We start from the raw sequence: 23,519 nt of genomic DNA, 5'->3' as shown, positions 1-23,519 counted from the left end.
GGGCGCGGCTGTAATGGGGTAGTCCCCGGGTCAAAAATCTTCAGGACCGGCCGGGAAGGGCTCTTCGTTCCTGATGCTGCGGCGCAATTTTCCGGTGTCAATTCCGCGTTCGCGGAGTTTTTTTTCAACCGCGGAATTGGCATTGCCGTGCAGAAAACTCTGCTTCCAGGCTTCCAGCGCCTCTGTTTTCCGTCCGAGCGCGGACAACACATCACCCAGGTGTTCCTGTATGGTCGGGTCATACGGCATGAGCGCCCGGGCGTTTTGAATATTTTCCAATGCCTCTTCGTGTTTTTCCTGTTTGAATAAAATCCAGCCGAGGGTGTCAAGATAGGCGCCGTTATCGGGCTCAAAGTCAAGGGCATGCCGGATGTAATCAAGCGCCAACTCAAGGTTCGCGTTTTTTTCGGCCCACATGTACGCCAGGTAATTGAAGGCGTCAGAGTTTTCCGGATCAAGCTCTATTGATTTTGCCAGATTTCTTTCAGCCATTTCGTTTTCGCCGGTCCGTTCGCCGGCGGCGCCGTAATTGAAATAAAACGACGAGTCCAGGATCGCGGCGCCGCGATCGGGCAGTTTTTGCGCTTTTTTTTCGGTGATCCCGAAGGCGGCCGCGGCCTGTTTGTATTCGCCGGCCTGGCTGCAGATCATCGCGTAAAAAAACCAGGCGGCGGGGTCGTCCGGGGCGGATAGCACGGCGGTTTCCATGAGCGCAAGGGCTTCCTCCGGGTTTTTCATCCGGATATGCAACGCGGCGAGCTGGACGCGCGTTTCAAGGGAATCCGGCGCGATTTCCAGCGCTTTTGAATACAGGTCGGCGGCTTTTTCAAAGAGCCGGCATTGCTGGGCGGCCATGGCGTAATGGATATAGAAACGTGGGTCGCGCAGAATGGGGTCATCGGGCGAAAGATTTGACTGCATCTGGTCAAACAGCGCCAGGGCTTCGTTGTACTGGCGGTTTTGCAGGTAAATCTGGACGAGAATTTCAAGGAACGCCCGTTCCCTGGGGATTTTTTTTAATCCGTCCTTGAGAATTTCGCTCGCTTTCTGCGGATCATTGCGCAGGTGAATGACGGCCATCTTGAGGTATGATTTCGGATTGGTGGGCTCCGCGTCCCGCGCCGCCTTCAGGTTTTCAATGGCATGTTTCCGGTCGCCGAGTGAATCGTACAATTCTCCAAGGTAATAGTATATGTCCGGGTTTTGCGCATCCCGGCCGGCGATTTTTTCCAGCGTTTCCAGCGCCTTTTCCCGGTTGCCCAGGGCAACATGACAGAGCGCGATTTTCTGCTGGATTTGAACGTTGTCCGGGTCGCGGACGGCGATTTTCCGGAAACATTCCAGCGCCTTTTCTATCTGGCGGCCGGTCATGTAAAAATCACCCAGTTTTTGCAGATAAACATACGCGAGATCGTCCGCGGGGAACTCCGCGGCTTTCTCGTAAAAATAAATCGCTTCCTTGAAGTCGGGCGTGCCGGCGCCGGAAGCTCCGGCCATCTGGGCGTGCAGGTCGCCGATTATTCGCAGAACCGGGAGAGGTTCCTTCAGTTTCGGCAATGCCGCGCGCAGTAGCCGCGCGGCTTCCCGCGCGTCCTGGCCGGAGATATACAGCGATGCAAGCTGGATATAACCCTTGTTGTTTGCAGGGTCAATTTCTATCGCGCGCCGGGCGGCCGCGCGCGCTTTTTCCGGCTGATTGATGATCTGATAAACCTGCGAGAGAATGATGGCGGCGTCGGCGGAGCGGGGATTGACGCGGCAGGCCTCTTCCATGACGGCAATGGCCTTGTCATTCTCGGCTCGTTTTATATGCTGGGCCGCCACGCGCAGATAAAGCGGTATTATTTCCGGCTCCAGTTCAGCCGCCCGCAGGTAGTTGGAAACCGCTCCGGCGGAATCCAAGCGGCCTTCGCGCAGAACCCCCGCGGCATAATTGGCCAGCGCCTCGGCCATGCGGGCGTCCTGCCGGGTGAAGTCCCCCTGGTCCCGGCCGGGGCTGGAACCGGCTTGCGGGAAAAGCGTCCGGCAGCCGGCCGGCAGGCCGGCCGCGGCAACGGCCGCCAAGAACAGCGCAACGGTGCGCGCTTGCGCTGTTTTTTTGTGTTTATTTATTGATGTTTTTATGGCGATCGGCCTTCCGCTGTTTCCGCCGTTTGTGCTTCGCCATTTTTTTTATCCGCCATTTTTTCAGTGAACCCATTTTTTTTCTCCTCCAATGCGTCTCTCGTATTTCGTGAAGCGTATTCCGCCGGATTTTTTGATCGTGTTCTCTAAAGCGGGCATGCCCGCAACCCAAATAAAAGAAAGATGTTTATCGCAGATACCACAGAATTCATAGAGAAATTCAAGCGATGATCTTGTTCAACGGAATCTCAATGATCCCCTCCGCTCCGGCCGCCTTCAGTTTCGGAATGATTTCGCGGACGATTCGTTCTTCAACCACCGACTCCACCGCCACCCATCCGCCGGCGCTGAGGGCATTGACGGTCGGCGCGTGCAGCGAGGGCAGAAGCGGAAGGATTTTGTTTATTTTTCCCGCGGCGGCGTTCATTTTCAGCAACACCCGCGTTTCGGCGGCCAGCGCTCCTTTCAGAAGCATGGCAAGTTGGCTGATTTTTTCGCGTTTCCATTTTGATTTCCAGGCCGATTTGTTGGCGATGAACCTGGTGGTTGATTCCAGCACCGTGGCGATGATGCGCAGGTTGTTGGCCCGCAGGGAAGAGCCGGTTTCGGTCAATTCCATGATCGCATCGCACAAATCCGGCGCCTTGACTTCGGTCGCGCCCCATGAGTATTCAACTTCGGCGCGCACGCCGTTTTTTTTGAGGAATTTTCTGGCCAGACCGACGGCCTCGGTGGCAATGCGTTTGCCGGCCAGGGCTTTTATGGTTTTAATCGGGGAATCATTCGGCACCGCCACCACCCACCGGACCGGGCGCAGTCCCCCCTTGGCGTAAATTAAATCGGTGATCTCAACGATGTCCGAGCCGTTTTCAACTATCCAGTCGTAACCGGTGATGCCGCAGTCAAGCACGCCCTGTTCCACGTAGCGGCTGATTTCCTGGGCGCGGATCAGGCGGGCGGCGATTTCCGGGTCGTTAATGGCCGGAACATAGGAGCGCTGGCCGATGGTCACCGTAAAACCGGCTTTTTTCAGCAAGTAACAAGTCGCATCCTGGAGACTGCCTTTCGGAAGACCGAGCACGATTTTCCGGTTGTTTTTGTTCGTTTCCTGTTTTTTTTTCATTTGGCTAAGGCGGCCGCGCCGTTCTCCTCAAGTTGCCGCTGGCACGTGGATTTTTTCACGGCCGGTCAATATCGCTTAACGTAACGATTTAAAATATAATAAAAAGAAGCGCCGCGTCTAGAATAATCTGCGCCGGGCGGGCTCGTTTTTTAACCGCGGAGCCTTTTGACGGCCGTTTGCAGCGCGGCGGGATAGGCGATGTATTCCTGTTCGTGGATGCGCGCGAGCAGCGTTTCCGGCGTGTCGTCCGCTTTCACCGCAACGGTTCTCTGCAGTATGACCGGCCCGGTATCCATGCCCTTGTCAACGTAATGCACGGTGCAGCCCGTTGTTTTTACGCCCGCGTCCAGCGCTTGTTTCCATGCTTCCAGCCCCGGGAAGGCCGGCAGGAGCGAGGGGTGAATATTGATGATCCGCCGCGGATAAGCCTGGAGCAGTTTTTGCTTTATAATCATCATGAATCCCGCCAGCACAACCAGCTCAACGCCGTAATGCCGCAGGCGCTCAATAACTTTCAGTTCGGCTTCGCCATCCAGCTTGGTCTTGAACGGCGCGGGGTCAACGTATTCTGCCGGCATGTTCAAGGCGCGCGCCCGTTCCAGGATGGGGGCGCCGGGAACATTTGACAGCACGCAGACGATGCGCGCGTTCACCTGGCCGGCCTGAATCGCTTTTGCGATCGCCTGAAAGTTCGTTCCCTGGCCCGAGCCCAGCACGCCCAGGTTGATTTTTTCGCTCGTTACGCTCATGGTTCGGAAGATTAGCATTGCCGTCCTGAAGATACAAGCGCATCTTGCCGGGAGCGCGGGCGTTTTTCAGTCCCCGCTTATCCCCGCCGAGTTATTTGCTTGCCAGGCCGCGCGGAAACCGATAAGAACAGCAACCACAAATGCATGGCATTTCAACCGCCGGTCAACTTTTAAGGCCCGAAGCGGGCGGTTAGCTCAACTGGCAGAGCGCCACCCTTACACGGTGGATGTTGTGGGTTCGAGTCCCTCACCGCCCACTCTTCAGTTTCCCGGCCGCGGGCGCTTCCGCCGTATCCGGCGCAGCATCAATGGTTTTTCGGGAAAACTTCCGGGGTGTGCCGCACGATCCTTCCTTCTATGAGATAAATCAGATCCTCGGCGATATTGGTGGCATGGTCCCCGATCCGTTCCAGATGCCGCGCGATGTGCATGATCTGCAGCATGGCTTCAAACCGCCCGGGATTTTGCATGATGACCTTCTTGACCTGCTGGAATATTTCCTGGTTCATGTCGTCAATTTCATGGTCGGCCGCGCATACTTCCCGGGCCGCCGATTCGTCAAGATTGACGAAAGCATCCAGCACCTTTTTCAGGAGGAGTTCGGTTTTATCGGCCATCTGTTCCAGCCGGACGGGGATGGCGACCCGCGGTTCCCGGCAGAGGGCGAGGGCGCGCTCGGCGATGTGCACCGCCAGGTCGCCGATCCGCTCCAGATCCTGGTTGATCTTGAGCACGGCCACGATGTAGCGCAGGTCGCTCGCCACGGGCTGGTGCAGGGCCAGTATTTTCAGGCATTCCTCCTCCACGTTGACCTCCATAACGTTGGTTTCCTTCTCGCGGGAGACCACGCGGCGGGCCGTTTCCCGGTCCTGGTTGTCGGCCGCCCGCACCGCCATGCGGACGTCGTTTTCCACCTTGGCGCTTAGCCCCAGGATCTGCCGCTTCAGCTTTTCAATTTCCTTCTGCAGTTGAACGTTCATGCGCCCTCCTATGCTTTACCCGAAACGGCCGGTGATGTAATCGTCGGTCTGTCTGTTTTTCGGTTTTGTGAAAATTTCCTTCGTCGGGCCGAATTCAACCAGGGCGCCTTCGTAGAGAAAGGCGGTGAAATCCGAAACGCGCGCCGCCTGTTGCATATTGTGGGTTACGATGATGATCGTGTACTTCCCGCGCAATTCGGCGATCAGGTTTTCTATGCGCAGGGTTGCCCGCGGGTCCAGGGCCGAGGTGGGCTCGTCCATGAGCAGGATTTCCGGGCCGACCGCCAGCGCCCGCGCGATGCAGAGCCTTTGCTGCTGGCCGCCGGAAAGCGCGAGCGCGTTGTCGTTCAGCCGGTCCTTGACTTCCTCCCACAACGCGGCGTCAACCAGGCTCCTCTCCACGGCCAGCTCCAGTTCGCTTTCTTTCATCCGGCTGTGCAAACGCCGCCCGTAGGCCACGTTGTCAAAAACGCTTTTCGGGAAAGGATTGGGTTTCTGGAAAACCATGCCGATTCGTTTCCTTAACATGACCACGTCCACCTCCGGGCTGTAGACGTTCTGTCCGTCAAAGACAAGTTCGCCGGCGGCCCGGCAGCCCGGCACTAGGTCGTTCATCCTGTTTATGGCCCGCAGAAAGGTGCTTTTGCCGCAGCCGCTCGGGCCGATGATGGCCGTTACCTGCCCGGCCGGAATGTTGAACGACACATTCTTGACCGCCTGGTTGGCGCGGTAAAAAACGGAAAAATATTTCGCGGCAACGTGCGTCCGCTCCGGCGGCGATGCGTTATTTTGTGTTTTCGGCATGGTTAACCCCCGTTTGGCGATGCGTGTTTCGTCTTCCGGAATCGCCGCATAGGGATGCGGCCTGCATTGCTCAAATACAGTTGCCGCCTTTGGCGGTCTTCATCCTTTCAAACGTCTTGATATTCTCGCCCGCATGATTATCGCGGCCAGGTTCAGGATCAATACCAACGCGACCAGGGTCAGCACGAGGCCGTACTGCACGTGCCGGATTTCATCCGCCGCCTCGTGTTCCGTGGCCAGGTTGTAAATGTTCCAGGAGAGGGCCGGGGTCGGCTGGCTGAAAACCTGCCAGAGCGCGAGCGGTTTGCCAACGCTGACCGCCGCCGTGAAAATGATCGGCGCGGTTTCGCCGGCGGCCCGTCCCATGCTGATGACCGTGCCGGTAAGAATGCCCGGCAAAGCCGCCGGCAGAATGACGCTCGCGATCACGCGTCCGCGGCCGGCGCCCAGGCTGAGCGCCGCCTCCTTGTATGTTTTCGGAACCGATCGGATCGCCTCCTCGGAGGCGCGGATCAGGGTCGGCAGAATCATCAGGGCCAGCGTCAGGGCGCCGGCCAGGACGCTTTTTGAGCTGGAGACTTTCAAGGTGTTGATAAAAAAAGCCAGGCCGAAGAGGCCGAAGACAATGCTGGGCACGCCTGCGAGAGTATTTATGCAGGTGCGCAGGAAACCGGTCAACCGGCTCTCGCGGGCGTATTCCGTCAGATAAATCGCGGCCATGACCCCCATCGGCAGGGCAAACAGCATGGCGCCGGCGGCGAGGTAAAGGGTGCCGAGAATTTCAGCCAAAATGCCGCCGAAAAAGTGCGCATCAAGGGATACATCCGTTAAAAAACGCCAGTAAAATGTCCGGCGCGGCAGCAGCATTTTTTTCGTGTTTTGCTCAAGGTAAGCAAAGAGGGGTTCCAGGGATGTGCCCGCAAATTCAGCGGCGCGTTTTTTCAATATTTTGACGCCGCCGCGGTCCGGGTTGGAGTAGTCCCATTCTTCCGCATGGAGCGCGTTTTGCAGTTTGACCAGCGCGCGGTCCCAGCGCGTTTGCCCGTACCGGTCGCGCATGAGAATCGGCTTTGGCGCGCCCGGTTCGGGGCCAAGCAGGCCGCGCAGCGCTTTTTTCAGGTTGCGCAAAGACGCGGCGTGCTTTTTTCTCTCCTGTTCTTCGCCGTCCTCAAGTTGTTTTTCAAATTCGGCGATCATCCGGTAAAGGGGTGCGCGCGCCAGGCGGGAGGCATTCCGTTCGGCTTCAATCTCCGCCCGGTTGCCGCGTCCGAATTGCTCCAGTATCATCCGCCGGTGCTCAATTGTGGCGGCAAAATGGAACGCGCCCCATCCGCGCGCCAGCATGGGGGCGAGCAGGATGACCAGGGCGGCGGTCATCAGGAAAATCGCAATGGCCCCGGTCCAGGAAAACGAGCGGTCCAGGATTTTTCTTGTTTTTAATTGCATGTTTTTTTGTCAGGCCGCGTTTCTTTTGCGCGCGCGGCTGATGAGCCGCTCGCTCATTAAATTGATTCCGAAAGAAAAAACCAGCAGACAGAATGCCATCGCAAAAAGCACGTGATACCGGCCCGAACCGGTAACATGGTCGGCCTCGCCCATATCGCCGGCGATTGTTGCGGTCAGCGTGCGCACGGGTTCCATAAAATTATACCAGGGCCGGGGAATCTGGGCCGCGTTGCCGGAGGCCATCCAGACCACCATGGTTTCCCCGACCGCGCGCATGACGCCCAGCATGACGGCCGCCATAATGCCGCTGCCGGCCGCGGGCAGAACGACTTTCAGGATGGTTTCGGCGCGGGTCGCCCCCAGGGCGTAACTGCCCTCGCGCAGTTCGCGCCCGACCGCCTGCAGGGCGTCCTCGGAAACGCTGACAATGGTCGGTATGGCCATGATGCCCAGGATTATGGAGACATTCAGCGCGTTCGTGCCGCTGACAATGCGCAGCGCATTCAGCGCATTGGCGATTATGGCCAGCCCTGTCAGCGTCCCGCCGCCCGCGACGATTGCCACTGTCCAGCGCGCGGCGGTGCGGTATTTTTCACAAATCCTTTCGCTGAGGACATCGCTCATGACAATTGTCGTCAGCGCCGCCACGGGCAATCCGATGATCCATGCGGCCGCCGCGAGCAGTTGGCCGCCCTTTTGCTGGAGGAGCGGCGCGAGCACGACCAGGGCGAAAAAACCGTAAGCTACCGAAGGAATGGCGGCGAGCATTTCCATGACTGGTTTGAGAGTCTGGCGCAGGCTGAACGGCATGACGTCGCTGATGCAGACTGCGGCGGCGATTCCCAGCGGCACGGCCACCGCGCCGGCGCCGAGGGTTACCATGGCGCTGCCGTAAAGAATTGCCAGCGCGCCGAATTCCGGTTCATTGGCGGAAGGATACCAGCGAACGCTGGTGAAAAACTCACGCAGGCTTTCGTGCCGGAAAAACGGCCAGGCGTCACGGGCTATGAATATAAAAATAAACAGGACCGCGAGCATGGAAAGAGATGTGACTGCCAGCAGGAAGGATTTTCCCAGCACGGTCATAAGCCGTTGCTGCCGCTGTGCCCGGTTGGACAAAAGCAATGAAGCGGTATGTGCTTTCATGCCGGGCATTTGATTGTTTGTTTGCATGATTTTAACAACTTCAAACAACGGCACAGGCGGCCGCGCCTCTCTCCTGCGCCGGCCGCCCATGTCTATCCAACCGCCCTGTTATTTCAACGGGACAAAACCCGTATCTTCAATGATCTTCTTTCCGTCCGGCGTATTGGCTAGATCAATGAATTCGCTGAGCGGCGTTTCCGGCCGCGGCCGGCCGGCGGTGTACATATATAACGGGCGCGCAATGGGATAAGTCTTGGCGACCACGGTCTCAGGCGTGGCTTCCATTCCGTTGACTTTCACCGGCTTGACGCCTTCCCGGAAAGCCAGGCCCACATAACCGATTGCGCCCGGCGTGCTCAACACCCGCTGGCGGATGGCGCCGTTACTGCCGACGTATTCGGTTTTTCCCGCTATTTTTTCCCTTTTCATAACCAGGCTTTCAAACGTTTCGTAGGTGCCGCTGTTTGTGTCGCGGCTGATCGCCACGATCGGCAGGTCCGGGCCGCCCAGCTCCTTCCAGTTCGCGATCTTGCCGGTGTAAATATCTTTAATCTGCGCAACGGACAGATCTGCAACAGGATTACTATTGTGAACCACCACGGCAATACCATCCATGGCAACAATATGCTCAACTGGCAGTACTCCCGCGCCTTTTGCCGCCTCTATTTCAGATGATTTCATCGGTCTTGACATGGCGCCGATGTCGCAGGCTTCGTTAATGATGCCTTTGGCGCCGTTGCCGCTTCCGGATTCGCTCACCGTGATGTTCACTTCCGGATGTTTCGCCATGTAATATTCGGCGAACGCCTTGGCGATCGGTCCGACCGTGGTGGAGCCGTCAATCACGATTTTATGCGCGTCTTTGGCAACCGCCGTTCCGCCGGCGATCATTATGGCCATTGTTAGCGTCGCGGTTATTTTTCTTGTTTTTTTCATGTTTTTTCTTCTCCTTCTTCCTTCCTTTTACCGCCAGTTAAACAAACAAATGTTATCCTGGCATTAGGACTATTGGTTCAAGACCGCCATGTTCCGCTTCCATATGCAGGATGTTTCTGGTTTTCACGCCGGAATCCTTCTTATGTCATTCAGAATGTCGCCTGCAGATCAATCTGTAGACGATTATAATCCGTTTCTTTTGCGGGATCGGATATGCGTTTTGTGTCCATAAAGAAAGTTGCGGCAACCTGCAGGTATTTGTTAATCTGATATTTGCCGTAGAACCGGCTGCCCTTGCCGTCGGTGCCGCCGCCCCAGCGGTCGGAATCGGTCCACATGCCGAGCGTGGCGTCCTTTTCAAGTTTGGCATAGCTGTAACCGCATTCAAAGGTCTTCGGGTTTTTGGCCTTGCCCAGGGCTATGCCGCCCATGTAACCGTTTTTATAATCGTCGGCTTTGGGATTGGTCAGCGCCTGGCCGAAGATTTTCACGGGAATATTCCAGACAAACATGTCCAAATTGCCGAATCCCATAATGGGGGTAAATTCGCAGGCCCAGGCTTTGTTGGTTACCCCGTCTGTAACCGTGCCGGCGATGGCGCTGTTGCCGTAGGAATTATTCTGGTCTTGCCAGTCAATCACGTCATAGCCCTTGAAATTCTGGTAGGCCGAGTAACTCCCGCCGACGGTCAGGCTGATTTCCGGCATGAACGCGAACTTGAGCGCGCCCTGGCCGATCCAGGCGGCGGCGTTGGGCTGGGAATTGCGGTCCTTGATATAAAGTCCCTCGGCATTGGCGAGGAAAGTCAGCCAGTCGTTGCCGCATTTCCCTCTGGCGGCGAGGCCTTCCGGGGTTAGATCGGAATCCCAGACCAGGTCGTCATTGCCGTAATTGATCAGGGGATTGCTCATTTTTCCGCCGATCAGGTTCAGGCCGTAGAGGTCATTTTTCAGAAGGGCGTAATCCAGGTAGGCCTGGTCCAGGCGGAATTCCTTTTTCTGGAAACCGTCGCCGAGCGTCGCGTTTCCGGAAACAGGATCTGCGCCGCCGGTTGAAATCCGGAGGCCGGCTTTCAGGTCATCCGCTTGCGCCTCCGCCCCGAGCCGCGCGCGGATGCGCATGCGGTCGCGGGTGTAATGTTCGCCCGCCGAATTTTTCCTGGAATCGTCGTTGATTGTTTCCAGCCGCAGGCGCACGTCGCCCTTGAATTTCACGTAATCGGTCCAGCTTTGGGTTTTTGGCGCCGCAACAACCGCGGCGGGCGCCGCCGCCGGCTCCGGAAGTTTTAACTCGTTTGTCTGCGCGCCGGCGGCCGCGGTCAATCCTATTGCCGCCAAAACCGCCGCGAGCGGACTCATTGCCGGTTGTTTTCTTCTCATCTTTTCCTTTCTTTCGGTTGTGTTGTTTCCGCCGCGCGTTCCGCGTTGTGCGGAAGCTTTTTGATCGCGGCGGGACACGCCCGAATTACGGGAAAAGTTAAAAGAGGCCGGTTAGGATAAAATGAGCGGCGGGTTAAAATTTCGTTAAAACCTTATTTTGCGCGTCCGCATGCGCAAAATTAAGGTCATAGCCGCAAACAGGATTCGCCCTTATTTTTTTGTCAAATAGCTTTGATCTTTGCGGCCGGATGATTTATAAATGCAGGACTGTTTTTTGGGGGTTGCAACGGATGCGACATTTCAGCGCCCATCGTCTATCGGTCAGGACACCAGGTTTTCATCCTGGGAAGAGGAGTTCGACTCTCCTTGGGCGCGTTTGTCGGCTGAAAGGTTATGCCTCTCCGCCGGCGGCGGTTACGGGGGCGGTCAAGCTTTTTTCCGCGGCATGCGCAAAAACGATTTTGAATGTTGCGCCCGGCCCGCCGGTGATTTCCAGCGTTCCCTCCAGTTGATTGACGAAAGTGCTTACCAGCTGCATCCCCAGCGACTTTGTCTTGCGGCAGTCTATGCCGGCCGGCAGTCCGATGCCGTTGTCGCTCACGGTAAGGACATAGCGTCCGTCCCGGTCGTCTTTCATTTCCACGGTGATTTTGCCGTCCGCGGGGCGGTTTTCCGGGAAGGCGTGTTTCAGCGAATTGACGACGAGCTCGTTGGCCAGCAGGGCGCAGGGAATGGCCTGGTTGATGGGCAGGTAAACGTTTTTGGCGTTTACGGCGACTGTTACCGAAGCGGGATGCTTCAGGTACATGCGGCTGATATGGCCGGTCAGGCTTTCCAGATAATTGCCGATGTCAATCCTGGTCATGTCGCCCCACTGGTACATTTTTTCGTGGATCATGGCGATGGTCTTAATCCTGTTCTGGCATTCCTTGAGCAGACCCACGGCGTCGGGATCGGCGATGTTGTGCAATTCCAGGTTAATCAGGCTGCTGATTACCTGCAGGTTGTTTTTGACCCGGTGATGGATTTCTTTCAGCAGTATTTCCTTTTCATAGTTGGCTTTCAACAGTTCCTTTTCGCGCCGGACAAGATGCTTGTTGGCGGCTGATAACTGCTTGTTGGCGGCAAGGAGTTCGGCCGCCGCCAGCTTGCGGTCGGTGATGTCAATAATCATGCTGACTGCGGCGCGGCCATCGGTGAATTCCACGGGCCGGGAATGGATGGAAACCCATTTCGTTTCGCCGGTTTTGGCGGTGAAACGGCAGTCGTATATGGGCAGGATGGTTTCGGGAAACCCCGCTTGGTTTCCGCGGAGCTGTTCCGCGCAAAAGGCGCGGTCTTCGGGGTGGATGATCCGCAGGTATTCTTCAATGTTCCATCCCGTTATTTCCGGCAGGCTGTATCCCGTTATTTTTGTCCACCCGTCGTTGACAAACAGGACCAGGCCGTCCTTTATGATCTGGATGCCGACCAGCGACTGCTCGGTGATGGTGCGGTATTTTCTTTCGCTTTCGCGCAGCGCCGTTTCCGACCGCATTTTGGCGATGGCCGTTCCGATCTGGCGGCCGATGGAAAGGAGCAGGCCTTTTTCATTTTCGTTGAAGGTGTGTCCCATGGTGTTGACGAGCACCAGCGCGCCGATAATTCTGTCCCGGCAGACGAGCGGTATGCGCGCCACGCTCTGCTTGTTCCAGCGCGATCCGCTTTCGGAAGATATGGTTGAATAGTCGTCGGTGAAAATCGGCTTGCCTTCAAGAAACAGCATCCGGCAATTGGCGGAGGCAAGCGGCAGCAGCCCGTATTTTTTGAGGAAATCTTCCGGCAATCCCTGGTGGCAGACCAGTTCGGCCGTTGCGGCGTTGGAATTAACCAGATAAATGCCTCCGCCTTCAAATGAGACCATTTCCATTGACGATTTCAATAATTCATTGAGCAACATGCCGAGATTGTCCACCCGGTTTACCGCCGTAATAATCCGGTTCAGAATTTCAAGCTTGCGGGCGTGTTCCGTCAGTTGTTCTTCTGCGTTTTTGCGTTCCGTTACGTCGCAGACCAGGCCGTCATAGGACACCAGGCGGCCGGAGGAGTCAAAATGCGGGACCGGCGTGTTGCGCACCCAGCGGACCTGCCCGTTTTTGTGATAAATGCGGTGTTCAATCGGCTGGATGTTTTTCCCGTTCAAAATGCCCTGCGCCTGTTGCATAACGGCCGGCCGCTCGTCCGGGTGGACCATTTTGAACCAGAGGTCCTGGTCATCCTGGTAGTCCTGAGAGGAATAACCGGTAACCGCGACGCAGTTCGGACCATGCCGGGTGCGGACGGCCCGTCCGTTTTCAACGTCTACCGTGTAAATGTAATCGGTAATTGCCTCAACCAGCCGGCGGTAACGTATCTCTTTTTCCTGGAGGGCGGTTTCTGTTTCCTTGCGCGCGGTTATGTCCGTGTGGACGCCAAATACCGCGATCAGTTGGCCGTCGTTGTCTTTGACCGCATCGGCGCGGAGGAGGACGGAGATGATTTTTCCGGCCCGGCTGCGCATTTCAATCTCGCCGTGCCATGAGCCGCCGGCCAGAATTGATTTAAACACCTCCCGGTGCTGGGCCGGATTGTTATAAATGGCGGCGACGCCGGCGTTCTGAAGTTCCCGGACGGTATATCCGAAGAGGCTGCGGAAAGCCTCGTTCTGGTAAAAATGAATGCCGCGCATGTCGGCTATGCCGATGGCGTCCCCGGCGCTGTCCATGGCCGCCTGAAAAAGCCTGAAATTTTTTTCCGTTTGCCGCTGGAGCATGATGTGGCCGAGGTTGCCGGCAATGGCGGCGAGAATTGAGGTTTCAGCCGGCGTCCATGCCCGTTCCCGCCGGCAATCGTCAAAACCGATGAACCCCCAAAGCTGTTCCCGGATTTTTATCGGCACGGCCAGAAGGGAGACGATATCCTGCGGCGCCAGCAGTTGTTTTTCCGCTTCCGGAAAATCGCGGATCAGGCCTGAAACCGGTTGTCCGGCGGAAAGCGTTTCATACCAGCGCTTAAACTCCGGAAAATAGGAAAGATTTTGCATGGCGGGATTTGCAATCTGCGCGGAGACGCCGGTGCGGGTCCATTCATAGCGTTGGCTGGTGAGCTGCTCGCCGGCCCGGCGGCCGGGGTGGTTTTCAAAAATATAAACCCGGTCCACATCGGCCGCCCCGCCGATTGCTTCCAGGACGCGGGCGATATTGCCTGCTGAATCCTGGCTGGATAAAAGAATGCTGATTGCCTCGGTTGAGGCGCGCCACAGGCGGTTGCTTCGTTGGAGCAGGTCAATTTCCGCGGTCGTTATGGTGTTTGTTGCCGCCACAATTGCCTTGATATGTAAAAACGAATTTTGATCCTTATTGACATTATTATATTAACCGCCGGCAATGTTCAATTCTTTTTTCGGCGTCCGGTTAACATGAAATGATGTGGAATGGAATTGACAACTCGTGAATGCCGCGCTTAAATTGTCCAATTGCGTTTCCGCTCCTTGCAAGGCGGGAACGTTTCGCGGGAGGAGTCAGGCCAATGGCAGACAAAAACGATGCCGTCAGTAAAATTGACGTGGAATACGTGGCTGAGCTTGCCAGGATTTCGCTTAGTGCGGAAGAAAAGGCGCTTTTCCAGCAACAGCTGGAGAAAATTGTTGCCTATGTCAACGATATTTCCATGGTTGACGTGGAGAATGCGCCGCCTACGGCTCATTCAACGGCGGATCAAAATGTTTTCCGCCGCGATGAATGCCGTCCCGGCTTGGACCGGGACGCCGTGTTGCATAACGCGCCGGTCCATGACGGCCGGCAGTTCCTTGTTCCGAAAATCGTTTGATTTTTAAGGCAATGAAGGCGTGGCATGAACAGAATATGGCTGAAGTCAGCGCGTTGCTGCGGGAGCGCAAGTGTTCTTCCCTGGAACTCGTTCAGGAATTGATCGCGGTCATCCGCAAAAACGATTCGCAAATAGGCGCCTTTGTCAGTCTGGATGAAGAATATGCGCTCGCCCAGGCGCGCCGGGCGGACGAACTCCGCCGGAAGGGAACGGAACTCCCTCTTTTGGGAGTTCCGCTGGCCGTTAAGGACCTTATCAACGTCCAGGGCCAGACCTGCACGTGCGCCTCTCGGATTCTTTCCGGTTATGTCGCTCCATACGATGCCACTGTGATCGCGCGGCTGCGCAGGGAAGGGGCCGTGTTTCTGGGGCGGACCAACATGGACGAATTTGCGATGGGCGCCTCTACCGAAAATTCGGCTTATAAAATAACGCGAAATCCGTGGAACCGGGATTATGTCCCGGGCGGTTCCAGCGGCGGCTCGGCCGCGGCGGTGGCCGCCGATGAAACCATTGCCGCGCTGGGCAGCGATACCGGCGGTTCGGTGCGCCAGCCCGCTTCATTTTGCGGATGTGTGGGCTTAAAACCCAGCTACGGCCGCGTCTCGCGCTACGGCCTTACGGCTTTTGCCTCATCTCTGGATCAGATCGGCCCCATGACGAAATGCGTCCGGGATGCCGCCATCCTTCTGAAAACAATCGCGGGACATGACGAGCGCGATTCCACCTCGGCGAAAATTACCGTCCCGGATTATGAAAGCGGCCTGCGGACCGATTTGAAAGGATTGAAAATCGGCCTGCCAAAGGAGTATTTCATTGACGGCATGGACGCGGAAGTTGAAAAATGTGTCCGGGCGGCGGTCGCCGAATGCGAAAGGCTGGGGGCCGCAATTGTTGATGTGAATCTGCCCATGACCCCCCATGCGGTGGCCGTTTATTACATCATTGCATGCGCCGAAGCTTCCGCCAATCTGGCCCGCTTTGACGGTGTGCGTTATGGCTGCCGGGCGAAAAACGCGGACGATCCGTATGAAATGTATTGCCGCACGCGGGCGGAAGGATTCGGCGCTGAAGTCAAAAGGCGGATTATCCTGGGAACATACGTTTTGAGCAGCGGCTATTATGACGCCTATTACCTGCGGGCGCAGAAAGTGCGCACCTTGATCCGCCGCGATTTTGAAAGGGTTTTTGCCGAAGAATGCGACGTTTTGCTGGCGCCGGTGGCGCCGGCCCCCGCCTATAAAATAGGTGAAAAGATTGAGGACCCGTTACAAATGTATTTGGGAGATATTTTCACCATCCCCGCCAATCTGGCCGGGATCTGCGCCTTGTCCGTTCCCTGCGGTTTCACGGCGCAAAATCTCCCGGTGGGACTGCAGATTCTGGGGCCGGCCTTCCGCGAAGATGTGCTTTTGCGCGCCGGTTATGCCTATGAACAGGCCGCGCAGTGGCATCTGCGGCGGCCGGACGTAAAAAAATGAGTATGAAATTTCTGGCGACCATCGGACTTGAAGTGCACGTGCAACTGCTGACCAGGACAAAAATGTTCTGCGCCTGCAAAACCGATTACGGCGCCGGGGAAAACACCCAGGTCTGTCCGGTCTGTCTCGGTTATCCCGGGGCCTTGCCGGTGATCAACGAGGAAGCCGTCCGCCTGACCGTTTTGACCGGCCTCATGCTTGGCTCAAAAATCAACCGCTTCAGCAAGTTTGACCGCAAAAATTATTTTTACCCGGACATGCCTAAAAATTACCAGATTTCCCAGTACGATTGCCCGTTTTGCGTCGGCGGCGCCGTGGAAATCACTTGCGGCGAAAAGGTCAAAAAAGTGTCTTTGACGCGCATTCACCTGGAGGAAGATGTCGGGAAAAACATGCACATCGGCGAATTGAGCAGCGTTGATTTTAACCGCGCCGGCCATCCGCTCATGGAGGTTGTAACCGAACCTGACATGGCTTCGCCGGAAGAAGCCTTTGCCTTTCTGCTGGCCCTGAAACAGATTTTAAACTACGGCCTTGTCAGCCGCTGCAATCTGGAAGAAGGAAACGTGCGCTGCGATATAAACTGCAGCATCCGCCCCGAAGGCCGGGAGCGTCTGGGCGTTAAAACCGAAATAAAAAACCTTAATACTTTCAAGGGGGTCTTCCAGGCCTTGAATTACGAAATCGCCCGGCAGACGGAAGTGTTGAATTCCGGAGGCATGATCACCCAGGAAACGCGGCGCTGGGACTCGGAACGGGGGGTAACCGAAAGCATGCGCTCCAAGGAGGAAGCCCATGATTATCGTTATTTTCCGGACCCGGACCTCCTGCCGGTGCTCTTGAGCCGGGAGCAGATTCAGCTCTGGGAAAAGGATATCCCCGAACTGCCGCGCCAGCGGTGCGCGCGCCTCGCGCGCCAGTATGCAATCCCCGAGTATGACGCCAAGGTGTTGTCGGCCGACAAGGACCTCGCCGATTTTTTTGAGAAGGCCGCCGGCCTCTCGGTTAACCCGAAGGCGGTTTCCAATTTTGTCATGACCGAGATGCTCCGCCTGCTTGCCGAAAAGGAAATGGAGATCAAGGACGCGCAGATCACGCCGCAGTCCCTCGCGGAACTCGTGAAACTGGCGGACGAGGGGAAAATCAATTCCAACAGCGCCAAGCAGATTTTCGCGGCGCTGTTTGAAAAAGGCGGCGCCCCCGGCCGGTTGATGGAAGCCATGGGGCTCGTCCAGGTGAGCGATGCGGGTGAAATTGAAGATTTTGTCCGGAAAGCCATGGAGAGCAATCCCAAATCTGTGTCCGACTACCGGGCCGGGAAAGAGGCGGCCCTGAAATACCTGGTTGGCCAGGTCATGCGCCTGAGCCGCGGCAAGGCCAATCCGCAAATGGCACGGGAGTTGTTGAAACAAAAGCTGGGATGAAATTTTTTTTCAAGGGAGTCAAATTGATCAGACTGAATTCCGCCCGTTTTTTTATCTTTTTGTTTTCCGTCTTTCTTTTGGTTTCAAAAGCGCCCGGCGCTATGCCTGAAAACATAATGATAGATGATTTTGAGACTCTTAACGGCTGGACGAACGCGAGCGCCACGGCATCTTTTGAAAGATGCGCAGGGGAAAAGCCGGGAAATTCGGCGATAAAAATCAAAATGCCGGGTATTGTCCGCAAAAACTACGGGAAATATTGGTTTCCAGGGAGCGACAAGATGGACATGGATGGATTTGAGGGGATATCCTTCAAGGTCAAGGGGGATGGTTCCGATAATTACGGATATATAACGGCATCAGACAGATATGGATATTCATACGCCTGCGCTTTTTCGCTGAAGAATACCCAATGGCGCCCGTTTTGCGTCGGCTGGTCCGACTTCATTCCGCAGGGCGATTTTGAGCCGGTTAATTTCAGCGGAACGGCCCTCGTCCCGAGCGGTCTGATTAATTTTCAATTCGGCACTGGGTGGAAAATTTCGCACAACAATAAAAACATCCCGGTTCATGAATTCTGCGTTGATGACTTGATGTTTGAAGGTAAAATAAAAGACCAAGCGGTGAAAGCCAAAACGTTTCTTCCGTTTGAAACAGTTTTGGCCAAACTCCGGGATAAAAAGCCGGTCAGGATATTCTGCATTGGCGACTCCATCACGGTCGGAGTGGGGCTGAAAAACATGGATCGCGACCGATATGCAAAAGCGCTGGAAACAATGCTCAGGGAAAAGTTCGGTTACGGTGAAATATACTCGGAAAGCAAAGCCGTCGGAGGTTCCGATCTTGTATGGGCGCGGACTTGGCTGCCCAGGGATTTTGACGGGGCGAAGCCCGATTTGGTGATCATTCATTTCGGTTACAATGACAAATCCAGGAAATTTTCGGCGGAGTCTTTCGGCAAATCGCTGGATGATTACCTGGACAGGATCGCCGGCGACACAAACGGGCGGACGTCAATCCTGCTGCTGGCGACGATGCCCGGAAGGGGGCCGAGATTCAACATGCTTGACGATTATGCCGCGATGGTAAAAGTTGTTGCAGGGGCAAGAAAAACGGCTTGTGTTGATCTGCATGAAACCTTTAAAAAAATGGGAAAAAACGGCGTTGTGAATTATTTTGCCGATTTGGCGCATCCTAACGAAAAAGGACACGAGCTGGTCGCGCGTAAAATATGTGAAATGTTTTGCGGCGAAAGACAGGCGGCGCCGTGCGTTTGCCCTTGAAAAAAGAATTGAATGTATAAAACAGGAAAAAGGGAAAACCGCATGAAAAAAAAACATAATGCCGCGGCATTGGCGGGGGTGTTGGGCGCGTCATTTTTGTTCGCAATGTTATCGTCCGCCGCGCCGGTTGATGGGGCGTCCATCCGATTGCGCAATGCCGTCATTGACACCTCGCCCGCCGCGCGGCAGGCCCGGAGCGGTTTGTTCAAGCCGCAGGATAAAGTCGCCGCCGATTCCGGCTCCATGTTTGTCCAATCCGACGACCCGGACGCTCGCCGGCTGTTCATTATCCAGTTTGCCGGTCCGGTCCGCCAGTTATGGAAGGAAGCGGTGGAGCAAACCGGCGCGCGTCTGGGCGGTTATCTGCCTGAAAACGCCTTTATCGCGGAATTGACCCGGGCCCAGCTTGGCTTGGTCGCCGAACTGGAATGCGTGCGCTGGATAGGGGCTTTCCAACCCGATTACAAGATTGATCACGGTCTGGGGCGCCGTTTTGCCCTGGCGCGCCAAACGGGCGGCACGGCGGGCGCCGCAATTGAAAATTTTACAATCCAGACTTTTTCCGCCGAAACGGTTTCAGTGGTGCGCGATGTTATCCTGGCAAAAAACTGCCGGGTTTTTTCGGTTGCGGCGGCGGGCCGCCGCGGTTTGATCCGCGCCCGGATGCCGGTCGCAACCGCGGCTGAACTGATCGCGCTTCCGGAAGTTGAATTCATTGAAATTTATGTCGCCCCCCGGTTGCACAACAATATTGCCACGGATGACGAACATATGAACGTCCGGAACCTGTGGACAAACAGCAATCTTACGGGCGCGGGGCAGATTGTGGCCGTGGCCGACACCGGTTTGGATACCGGCGACGCCGACACGATTCATCCTGATTTCAGCAACCGCATCGTCGCCGCATTTGCCCTCGGCCGGCCGGAAAGCAACGATTGGTCTGATGCGACTTCGCATGGCGGCCATGGCACGCATGTGGCCGGGTCCGTGCTGGGCAGCGGTGTGGCCTGGAGCAATGGTTTGTTCCGCGGCGCGGCCTATGAGGCGTCCCTGGTCTTTCAAAGCGTCATGGATAATGCGGGGAGACTGGGCGGGCTCCCCGACGTATTGACAAATCTTTTCTATCAGGCATATACCAACGGCGCCCGTCTGCATAACAACAGCTGGGGGTCTTCCGTCGCCGGGAGATACGACGCCGAGTCGCAATATGCCGATCAGTTCATGTGGGATGTGCGGGACATGCTCGTTGTGTTTTCCTCCGGCAATGAAGGGATAGACGCCGACCGTGACGGCGTAATTGATCCTTCTTCCGTTGGTTCGCCCGGTACCGCCAAGAATGTTCTTACCGTGGGCGCGTCCGAGACCGACCGGCCTTCCGGCTCGGGGGGGTACTCGGCTGAAATATACGGAGATGTCTGGCCCCGTGATTATCCGGTTGATCCGATTCGGGGAGACCTGATCTCCACCGCCTTTGAAACGCACCAGGGCATGGCGGCTTTTTCCAGCCGCGGCCCGTGCCTTGACGGGCGCTTCAAGCCGGATATCGCGGCGCCGGGCACTGATATCGTTTCCTGCCGTTCCCGCATGCCGGGCGCCAGTATTGCCTGGGGCACGGGGGTGGGCGTATTGGGCAATGCCGCCAGCAATTTTTATGTATTCAGCGGCGGCACAAGCATGTCCGCCCCCCTCACGACCGGCGCGGCCGCCTTGATGCGCCAGTGTCTCCAGCAACACTGCGGCTTTGCATCCCCGAGCGCGGCATTGATGAAGGCGATTCTTCTCAACGGGGCCCGCTCCCTGTCGCCCGGCCAGTACGGCGCCGGCCGGTACCGCGAAATTCCGAATGCGCGGCCGAACAATGTTGAAGGCTGGGGGCAGGTGGACATGGATAACACCCTTTTTCCCGGGGGGGACAAGACCAATGTTTATTATGATGTGACCAATGCGGCCGGCGCGCTGGTTACGGGGGCCGCTAAAATTTATTCGTTTGCCCTCTCCGGGACCAATACGGTCAATATCACTTTGTGCTGGTCCGATTATCCGGCCACGCTCGCGGCCGCGAAACAACTGGTCAACGACCTTGATTTGACCGTCAAAACGCCCGATGGCGTTACCCATTATCCCAACGGATTGGCAGAGGCCGACCGAATCAACAACGTGGAAAGCGTTGATGCCGCCTGCGCCGTTACCGGAACAGTTCAGATCACGGTCCGCGGCCACAACGTTCCGAACGGCCCCCAGCCTTATGCTTTGGTCATTCGCGGCGAGGGCGCGCCGTCAAAAACACAAGCATATGCCGACCCGGCCGTGGTAATCGGCGGCAACTGGTATGTCTGGTTTTACAGCAGCGGGTATCAAATGTCCGGTCCCTATAATTTCGGCGTGTCCGGGGTTCCGGTGGCCGGCGATTTTGACAACGACGGCTCGGCCGACCCGGCCGTAACGGTCGGCCCATGGTGGTATATCTGTTTTTCCAGCCTGGGGTATCAATTGGGCGACGGTCCGTTCAATTTCGGCGTGTCCGGAGTTCCGGTGGCCGGCGATTTTGACAACGATAGATTCGCCGACCCGGCCGTAGTTGTTAATTCCCTGTGGTATATCTGGTTTTCCAGCCTGAAATATCAACTGGGCGACGGGCCGTTTGATTTCGGCGTTTCTGGTTTACCCGTGGCGGCCGATTTTGACAACGATGGTTCGGCGGACCCGGCCGTGGTGTCCGCCAATGGCGGATTGTGGTATATCTACTTCAGCAGCGCCGGTTACCAGCTGGCCGGCGGGCCGTTTGATTTTGGCGTGTCCGGGGTTCCGGTGGCCGGCGATTTTGACGGCGATGGCTCGGCGGACCCGGCCGTGGTGTCCGCCAATGGCGGATTGTGGTATATTTATTTCAGCAGCGCCGGTTATCAGCTGGCCGGCGGGCCGTTTAACCTTGGAATGACCGGGACGCCGGTGGCCGGCGATTTTGACGGACAATAATCGGTCGGACTGAAGTAACAATTGAATGCTTGAGGTTGGAGGCCCAGATACTGTATTCTGCTTGTCGGCACGGAGGATTAATTGACCTCAAACGATGATTATATTCTGGAGATCCTGAGGGACGTCGGGCTTCTCAAGATTGAACAAATTGAGGAAGCCCGCGCCATGGCCGGAGAACACCATGGAAGCCTGCTGGACGTGCTGATTGAAAGGGGCACGCTCTCCAAAATGGAGGTTTTGAAGACCGTGGCCATGCAGCTCGGGATGGACGTGGTGGTTCTATCGGAGCGCGACGTTTCGCAGGAGGTTATCAGCCAGGTGCCGGCGGCCATTGCGCGCCGCTACAAGATTATCCCTGTCTCGGATTCGGAAAATGCTTTGACGGTTGCAATCAGCGATCCGTTGAATATTGAAATCCTTGACAGCCTGCGTTACATTCTCAAGCGCAACGTGGAAGGCGTGATCGCCTCAAGCGAGGAAATCGCGGCCGCCCTTGACGCTTATTACGGGCAGGAAGAAAAATCGGTTGAGGAAATCATGGAAAACGGCGGACAGGTGGACGGCGACATTTCCGTTGCGGAGAGGGAAGGCGATGAAAACATGCCCGCCACCGAGGCCGATTCGCAGATTATCAAGCTGGTCAGCCTGCTCATTCTTGAAGCCCAGCGGAAAAGGGCGTCCGATATTCATCTGGAGCCGATGGAAAAGCGGTTCCGGGTTCGTTACCGGATAGACGGCGTGTTGTACGAGGTCCAGAATCCGCCCAAGAAACTGCAGCCGATCATTCTCAGCCGGATTAAGCTGATGGCGGGCATGAAACTTTCCGAAAGACGCGTTCCCCAAGACGGCCGAATCCAGATCAACGCGGCCGGCGAGGACCTTGATTTGCGCGTGTCCACCGTGCCCGCTTCCCACGGCGAAAGCATCGTTATGCGTATCCTTTCCAAGCAGAGCCTTCTGCTCGGACTTTCAAAACTCGGCTTGTTCGCCGACGACCAGCAGGTGTTTGAAAAAGTGATTTCCATGCCCGACGGCATCGTGCTGATTACCGGGCCGACCGGTTCCGGCAAAACGACCACTCTCTATGCCTGCCTGAATCATCTTAACCGGCCGGACCGCAAGATCATCACGGTGGAAGACCCGGTTGAATACCAGATTTCAGGCATCAATCAGGTCCACGTGCGCGAGGATATCGGCTTGACCTTTCCGGCCGTTCTGCGCTCTATTCTCCGCCAGGCGCCGAATATTATCATGGTGGGTGAAATCCGCGATTTTGACACGGCGGAAATCGCCATCAACGCGTCGTTGACCGGCCACCTCGTGTTCAGCACCCTCCATACCAACGACGCGCCGAGCGCGATCGCGCGCTTGCTTGATATAGGAATAAAACCCTTTCTGCTGGCCTCGTCTCTGCGGTGCACCATGGCCCAGCGCCTTGTGCGGGTGATCTGCGAAAAATGCAAGGAGCAATACACGCCCACCGAAGCGGAATTGAAGGGCCTGGACCCGGCGGAAGCGGCGCAGTTCGCCAATGTCCAGCTCTACCGTGGGAAAGGCTGCGGCGCCTGCGGCCAGAACGGTTACTACGGCCGCAAGGGAATTTATGAGATATTCCTCGTCAACGAAGAGGTGCAGTCGCTCATTTACCAGCAGCTGCCGGCTTCCGAGTTGCGGATCAAGGCGCGCGAACTGGGCATGCGCACGCTGCGCGAAGACGGTTTGCGCAAGGTGCTTTCCGGTATAACAACTCTGGAGGAAATAATCGGCGTGACGATGGGCGATTGACCCGCTGGTTTTCTGATGCGCGCTTTGATTGACAAAA

At 56.4% G+C, this 23,519-nt stretch carries 16 protein-coding genes and 2 tRNA genes; 8 read left to right on the top strand and 10 right to left on the bottom strand.

The genetic code is table 11. From position 1 onward, the window contains the following. Positions 1-30: 30 nt before the first annotated feature. The 3 genes from PHP98_00275 to purN form a co-directional block, all read right to left on the bottom strand. Positions 31-2,064, bottom strand: a complete 2,034-nt coding sequence (locus PHP98_00275) for a tetratricopeptide repeat protein (protein ID MDD5482076.1) — start codon at positions 2,062-2,064, stop codon at positions 31-33. Between the two features lie 280 nt (positions 2,065-2,344). Further along, the gene (hisG, locus tag PHP98_00270) at positions 2,345-3,247 is read right to left on the bottom strand and encodes an ATP phosphoribosyltransferase (GenBank protein ID MDD5482075.1); all 903 of its coding nucleotides are present in this window, start codon (positions 3,245-3,247) and stop codon (positions 2,345-2,347) included. A 149-nt stretch (positions 3,248-3,396) separates the two neighbouring features. Continuing rightward, positions 3,397-3,996 carry a phosphoribosylglycinamide formyltransferase gene (gene purN / locus PHP98_00265; protein MDD5482074.1) on the bottom strand — a complete coding sequence of 200 codons (600 nt, stop codon included), beginning with the start codon at positions 3,994-3,996 and terminating at the stop codon, positions 3,397-3,399. 184 nt (positions 3,997-4,180) lie between these two features. Between purN and PHP98_00260 the strand changes: the two genes are divergently transcribed. Further along, positions 4,181-4,253: transfer RNA gene (locus PHP98_00260), tRNA-Val, on the top strand. 48 nt (positions 4,254-4,301) lie between these two features. Here PHP98_00260 and phoU read toward each other — a convergent pair. The 6 genes from phoU to PHP98_00230 form a co-directional block, all read right to left on the bottom strand. Beyond that, positions 4,302-4,976 (bottom strand): phosphate signaling complex protein PhoU, encoded by a 675-nt coding sequence (phoU, locus tag PHP98_00255; protein ID MDD5482073.1) that lies wholly within the window; start codon positions 4,974-4,976, stop codon positions 4,302-4,304. Between the two features lie 15 nt (positions 4,977-4,991). Next, positions 4,992-5,780, bottom strand: a complete 789-nt coding sequence (gene pstB / locus PHP98_00250) for a phosphate ABC transporter ATP-binding protein PstB (protein MDD5482072.1) — start codon at positions 5,778-5,780, stop codon at positions 4,992-4,994. A gap of 99 nt (positions 5,781-5,879) precedes the next feature. Beyond that, positions 5,880-7,226 (bottom strand): phosphate ABC transporter permease PstA, encoded by a 1,347-nt coding sequence (gene pstA / locus PHP98_00245; GenBank protein MDD5482071.1) that lies wholly within the window; start codon positions 7,224-7,226, stop codon positions 5,880-5,882. Positions 7,227-7,235: 9 nt separating this feature from the next. After that, complete coding sequence (locus PHP98_00240) at positions 7,236-8,399, bottom strand: PstC family ABC transporter permease (protein MDD5482070.1); 1,164 nt, start codon at positions 8,397-8,399, stop codon at positions 7,236-7,238. 81 nt (positions 8,400-8,480) lie between these two features. Further along, complete coding sequence (locus PHP98_00235) at positions 8,481-9,308, bottom strand: phosphate ABC transporter substrate-binding protein (GenBank protein MDD5482069.1); 828 nt, start codon at positions 9,306-9,308, stop codon at positions 8,481-8,483. A 149-nt stretch (positions 9,309-9,457) separates the two neighbouring features. Further along, positions 9,458-10,687 carry a putative porin gene (locus PHP98_00230; GenBank protein ID MDD5482068.1) on the bottom strand — a complete coding sequence of 410 codons (1,230 nt, stop codon included), beginning with the start codon at positions 10,685-10,687 and terminating at the stop codon, positions 9,458-9,460. A 303-nt stretch (positions 10,688-10,990) separates the two neighbouring features. On the opposite strand from PHP98_00230, the gene PHP98_00225 reads away from it, so the two are divergent. Next, positions 10,991-11,062, top strand: a tRNA-Glu gene (locus tag PHP98_00225). Positions 11,063-11,078: 16 nt separating this feature from the next. Here PHP98_00225 and PHP98_00220 read toward each other — a convergent pair. Beyond that, positions 11,079-14,027 (bottom strand): PAS domain S-box protein, encoded by a 2,949-nt coding sequence (locus tag PHP98_00220; protein MDD5482067.1) that lies wholly within the window; start codon positions 14,025-14,027, stop codon positions 11,079-11,081. A 206-nt stretch (positions 14,028-14,233) separates the two neighbouring features. On the opposite strand from PHP98_00220, the gene gatC reads away from it, so the two are divergent. The 6 genes from gatC (at position 14,234) to PHP98_00190 (ending at position 23,482) form a co-directional block, all read left to right on the top strand. Beyond that, on the top strand, positions 14,234-14,533 hold the full coding sequence (gene gatC / locus PHP98_00215) for an Asp-tRNA(Asn)/Glu-tRNA(Gln) amidotransferase subunit GatC (GenBank protein ID MDD5482066.1): 300 nt from the start codon (positions 14,234-14,236) through the stop codon (positions 14,531-14,533). A 35-nt stretch (positions 14,534-14,568) separates the two neighbouring features. After that, positions 14,569-16,014: an Asp-tRNA(Asn)/Glu-tRNA(Gln) amidotransferase subunit GatA gene (gene gatA, locus PHP98_00210; protein ID MDD5482065.1), complete on the top strand. Its 1,446-nt coding sequence runs from the start codon at positions 14,569-14,571 to the stop codon at positions 16,012-16,014. 2 nt (positions 16,015-16,016) lie between these two features. Further along, the gene (gene gatB / locus PHP98_00205; GenBank protein MDD5482064.1) at positions 16,017-17,438 is read left to right on the top strand and encodes an Asp-tRNA(Asn)/Glu-tRNA(Gln) amidotransferase subunit GatB; all 1,422 of its coding nucleotides are present in this window, start codon (positions 16,017-16,019) and stop codon (positions 17,436-17,438) included. A 101-nt stretch (positions 17,439-17,539) separates the two neighbouring features. After that, positions 17,540-18,721, top strand: a complete 1,182-nt coding sequence (locus PHP98_00200; protein MDD5482063.1) for a CIA30 family protein — start codon at positions 17,540-17,542, stop codon at positions 18,719-18,721. Between the two features lie 42 nt (positions 18,722-18,763). Continuing rightward, positions 18,764-21,697: a S8 family serine peptidase gene (locus tag PHP98_00195; GenBank protein MDD5482062.1), complete on the top strand. Its 2,934-nt coding sequence runs from the start codon at positions 18,764-18,766 to the stop codon at positions 21,695-21,697. An 81-nt stretch (positions 21,698-21,778) separates the two neighbouring features. Then, entirely contained in the window at positions 21,779-23,482 is a 1,704-nt protein-coding gene (locus PHP98_00190; GenBank protein MDD5482061.1) for an ATPase, T2SS/T4P/T4SS family, read from the top strand. Positions 23,483-23,519 lie beyond the last annotated feature (37 nt).

It is taken from the genome of Kiritimatiellia bacterium, assembly GCA_028715905.1.
Taxonomy (GTDB): domain Bacteria; phylum Verrucomicrobiota; class Kiritimatiellia; order JAAZAB01; family JAAZAB01; genus JAQUQV01.
The sequence above is the reverse complement of the archived record's forward strand: the minus strand, read 5'-3'. Positions and strand labels throughout refer to the sequence as shown.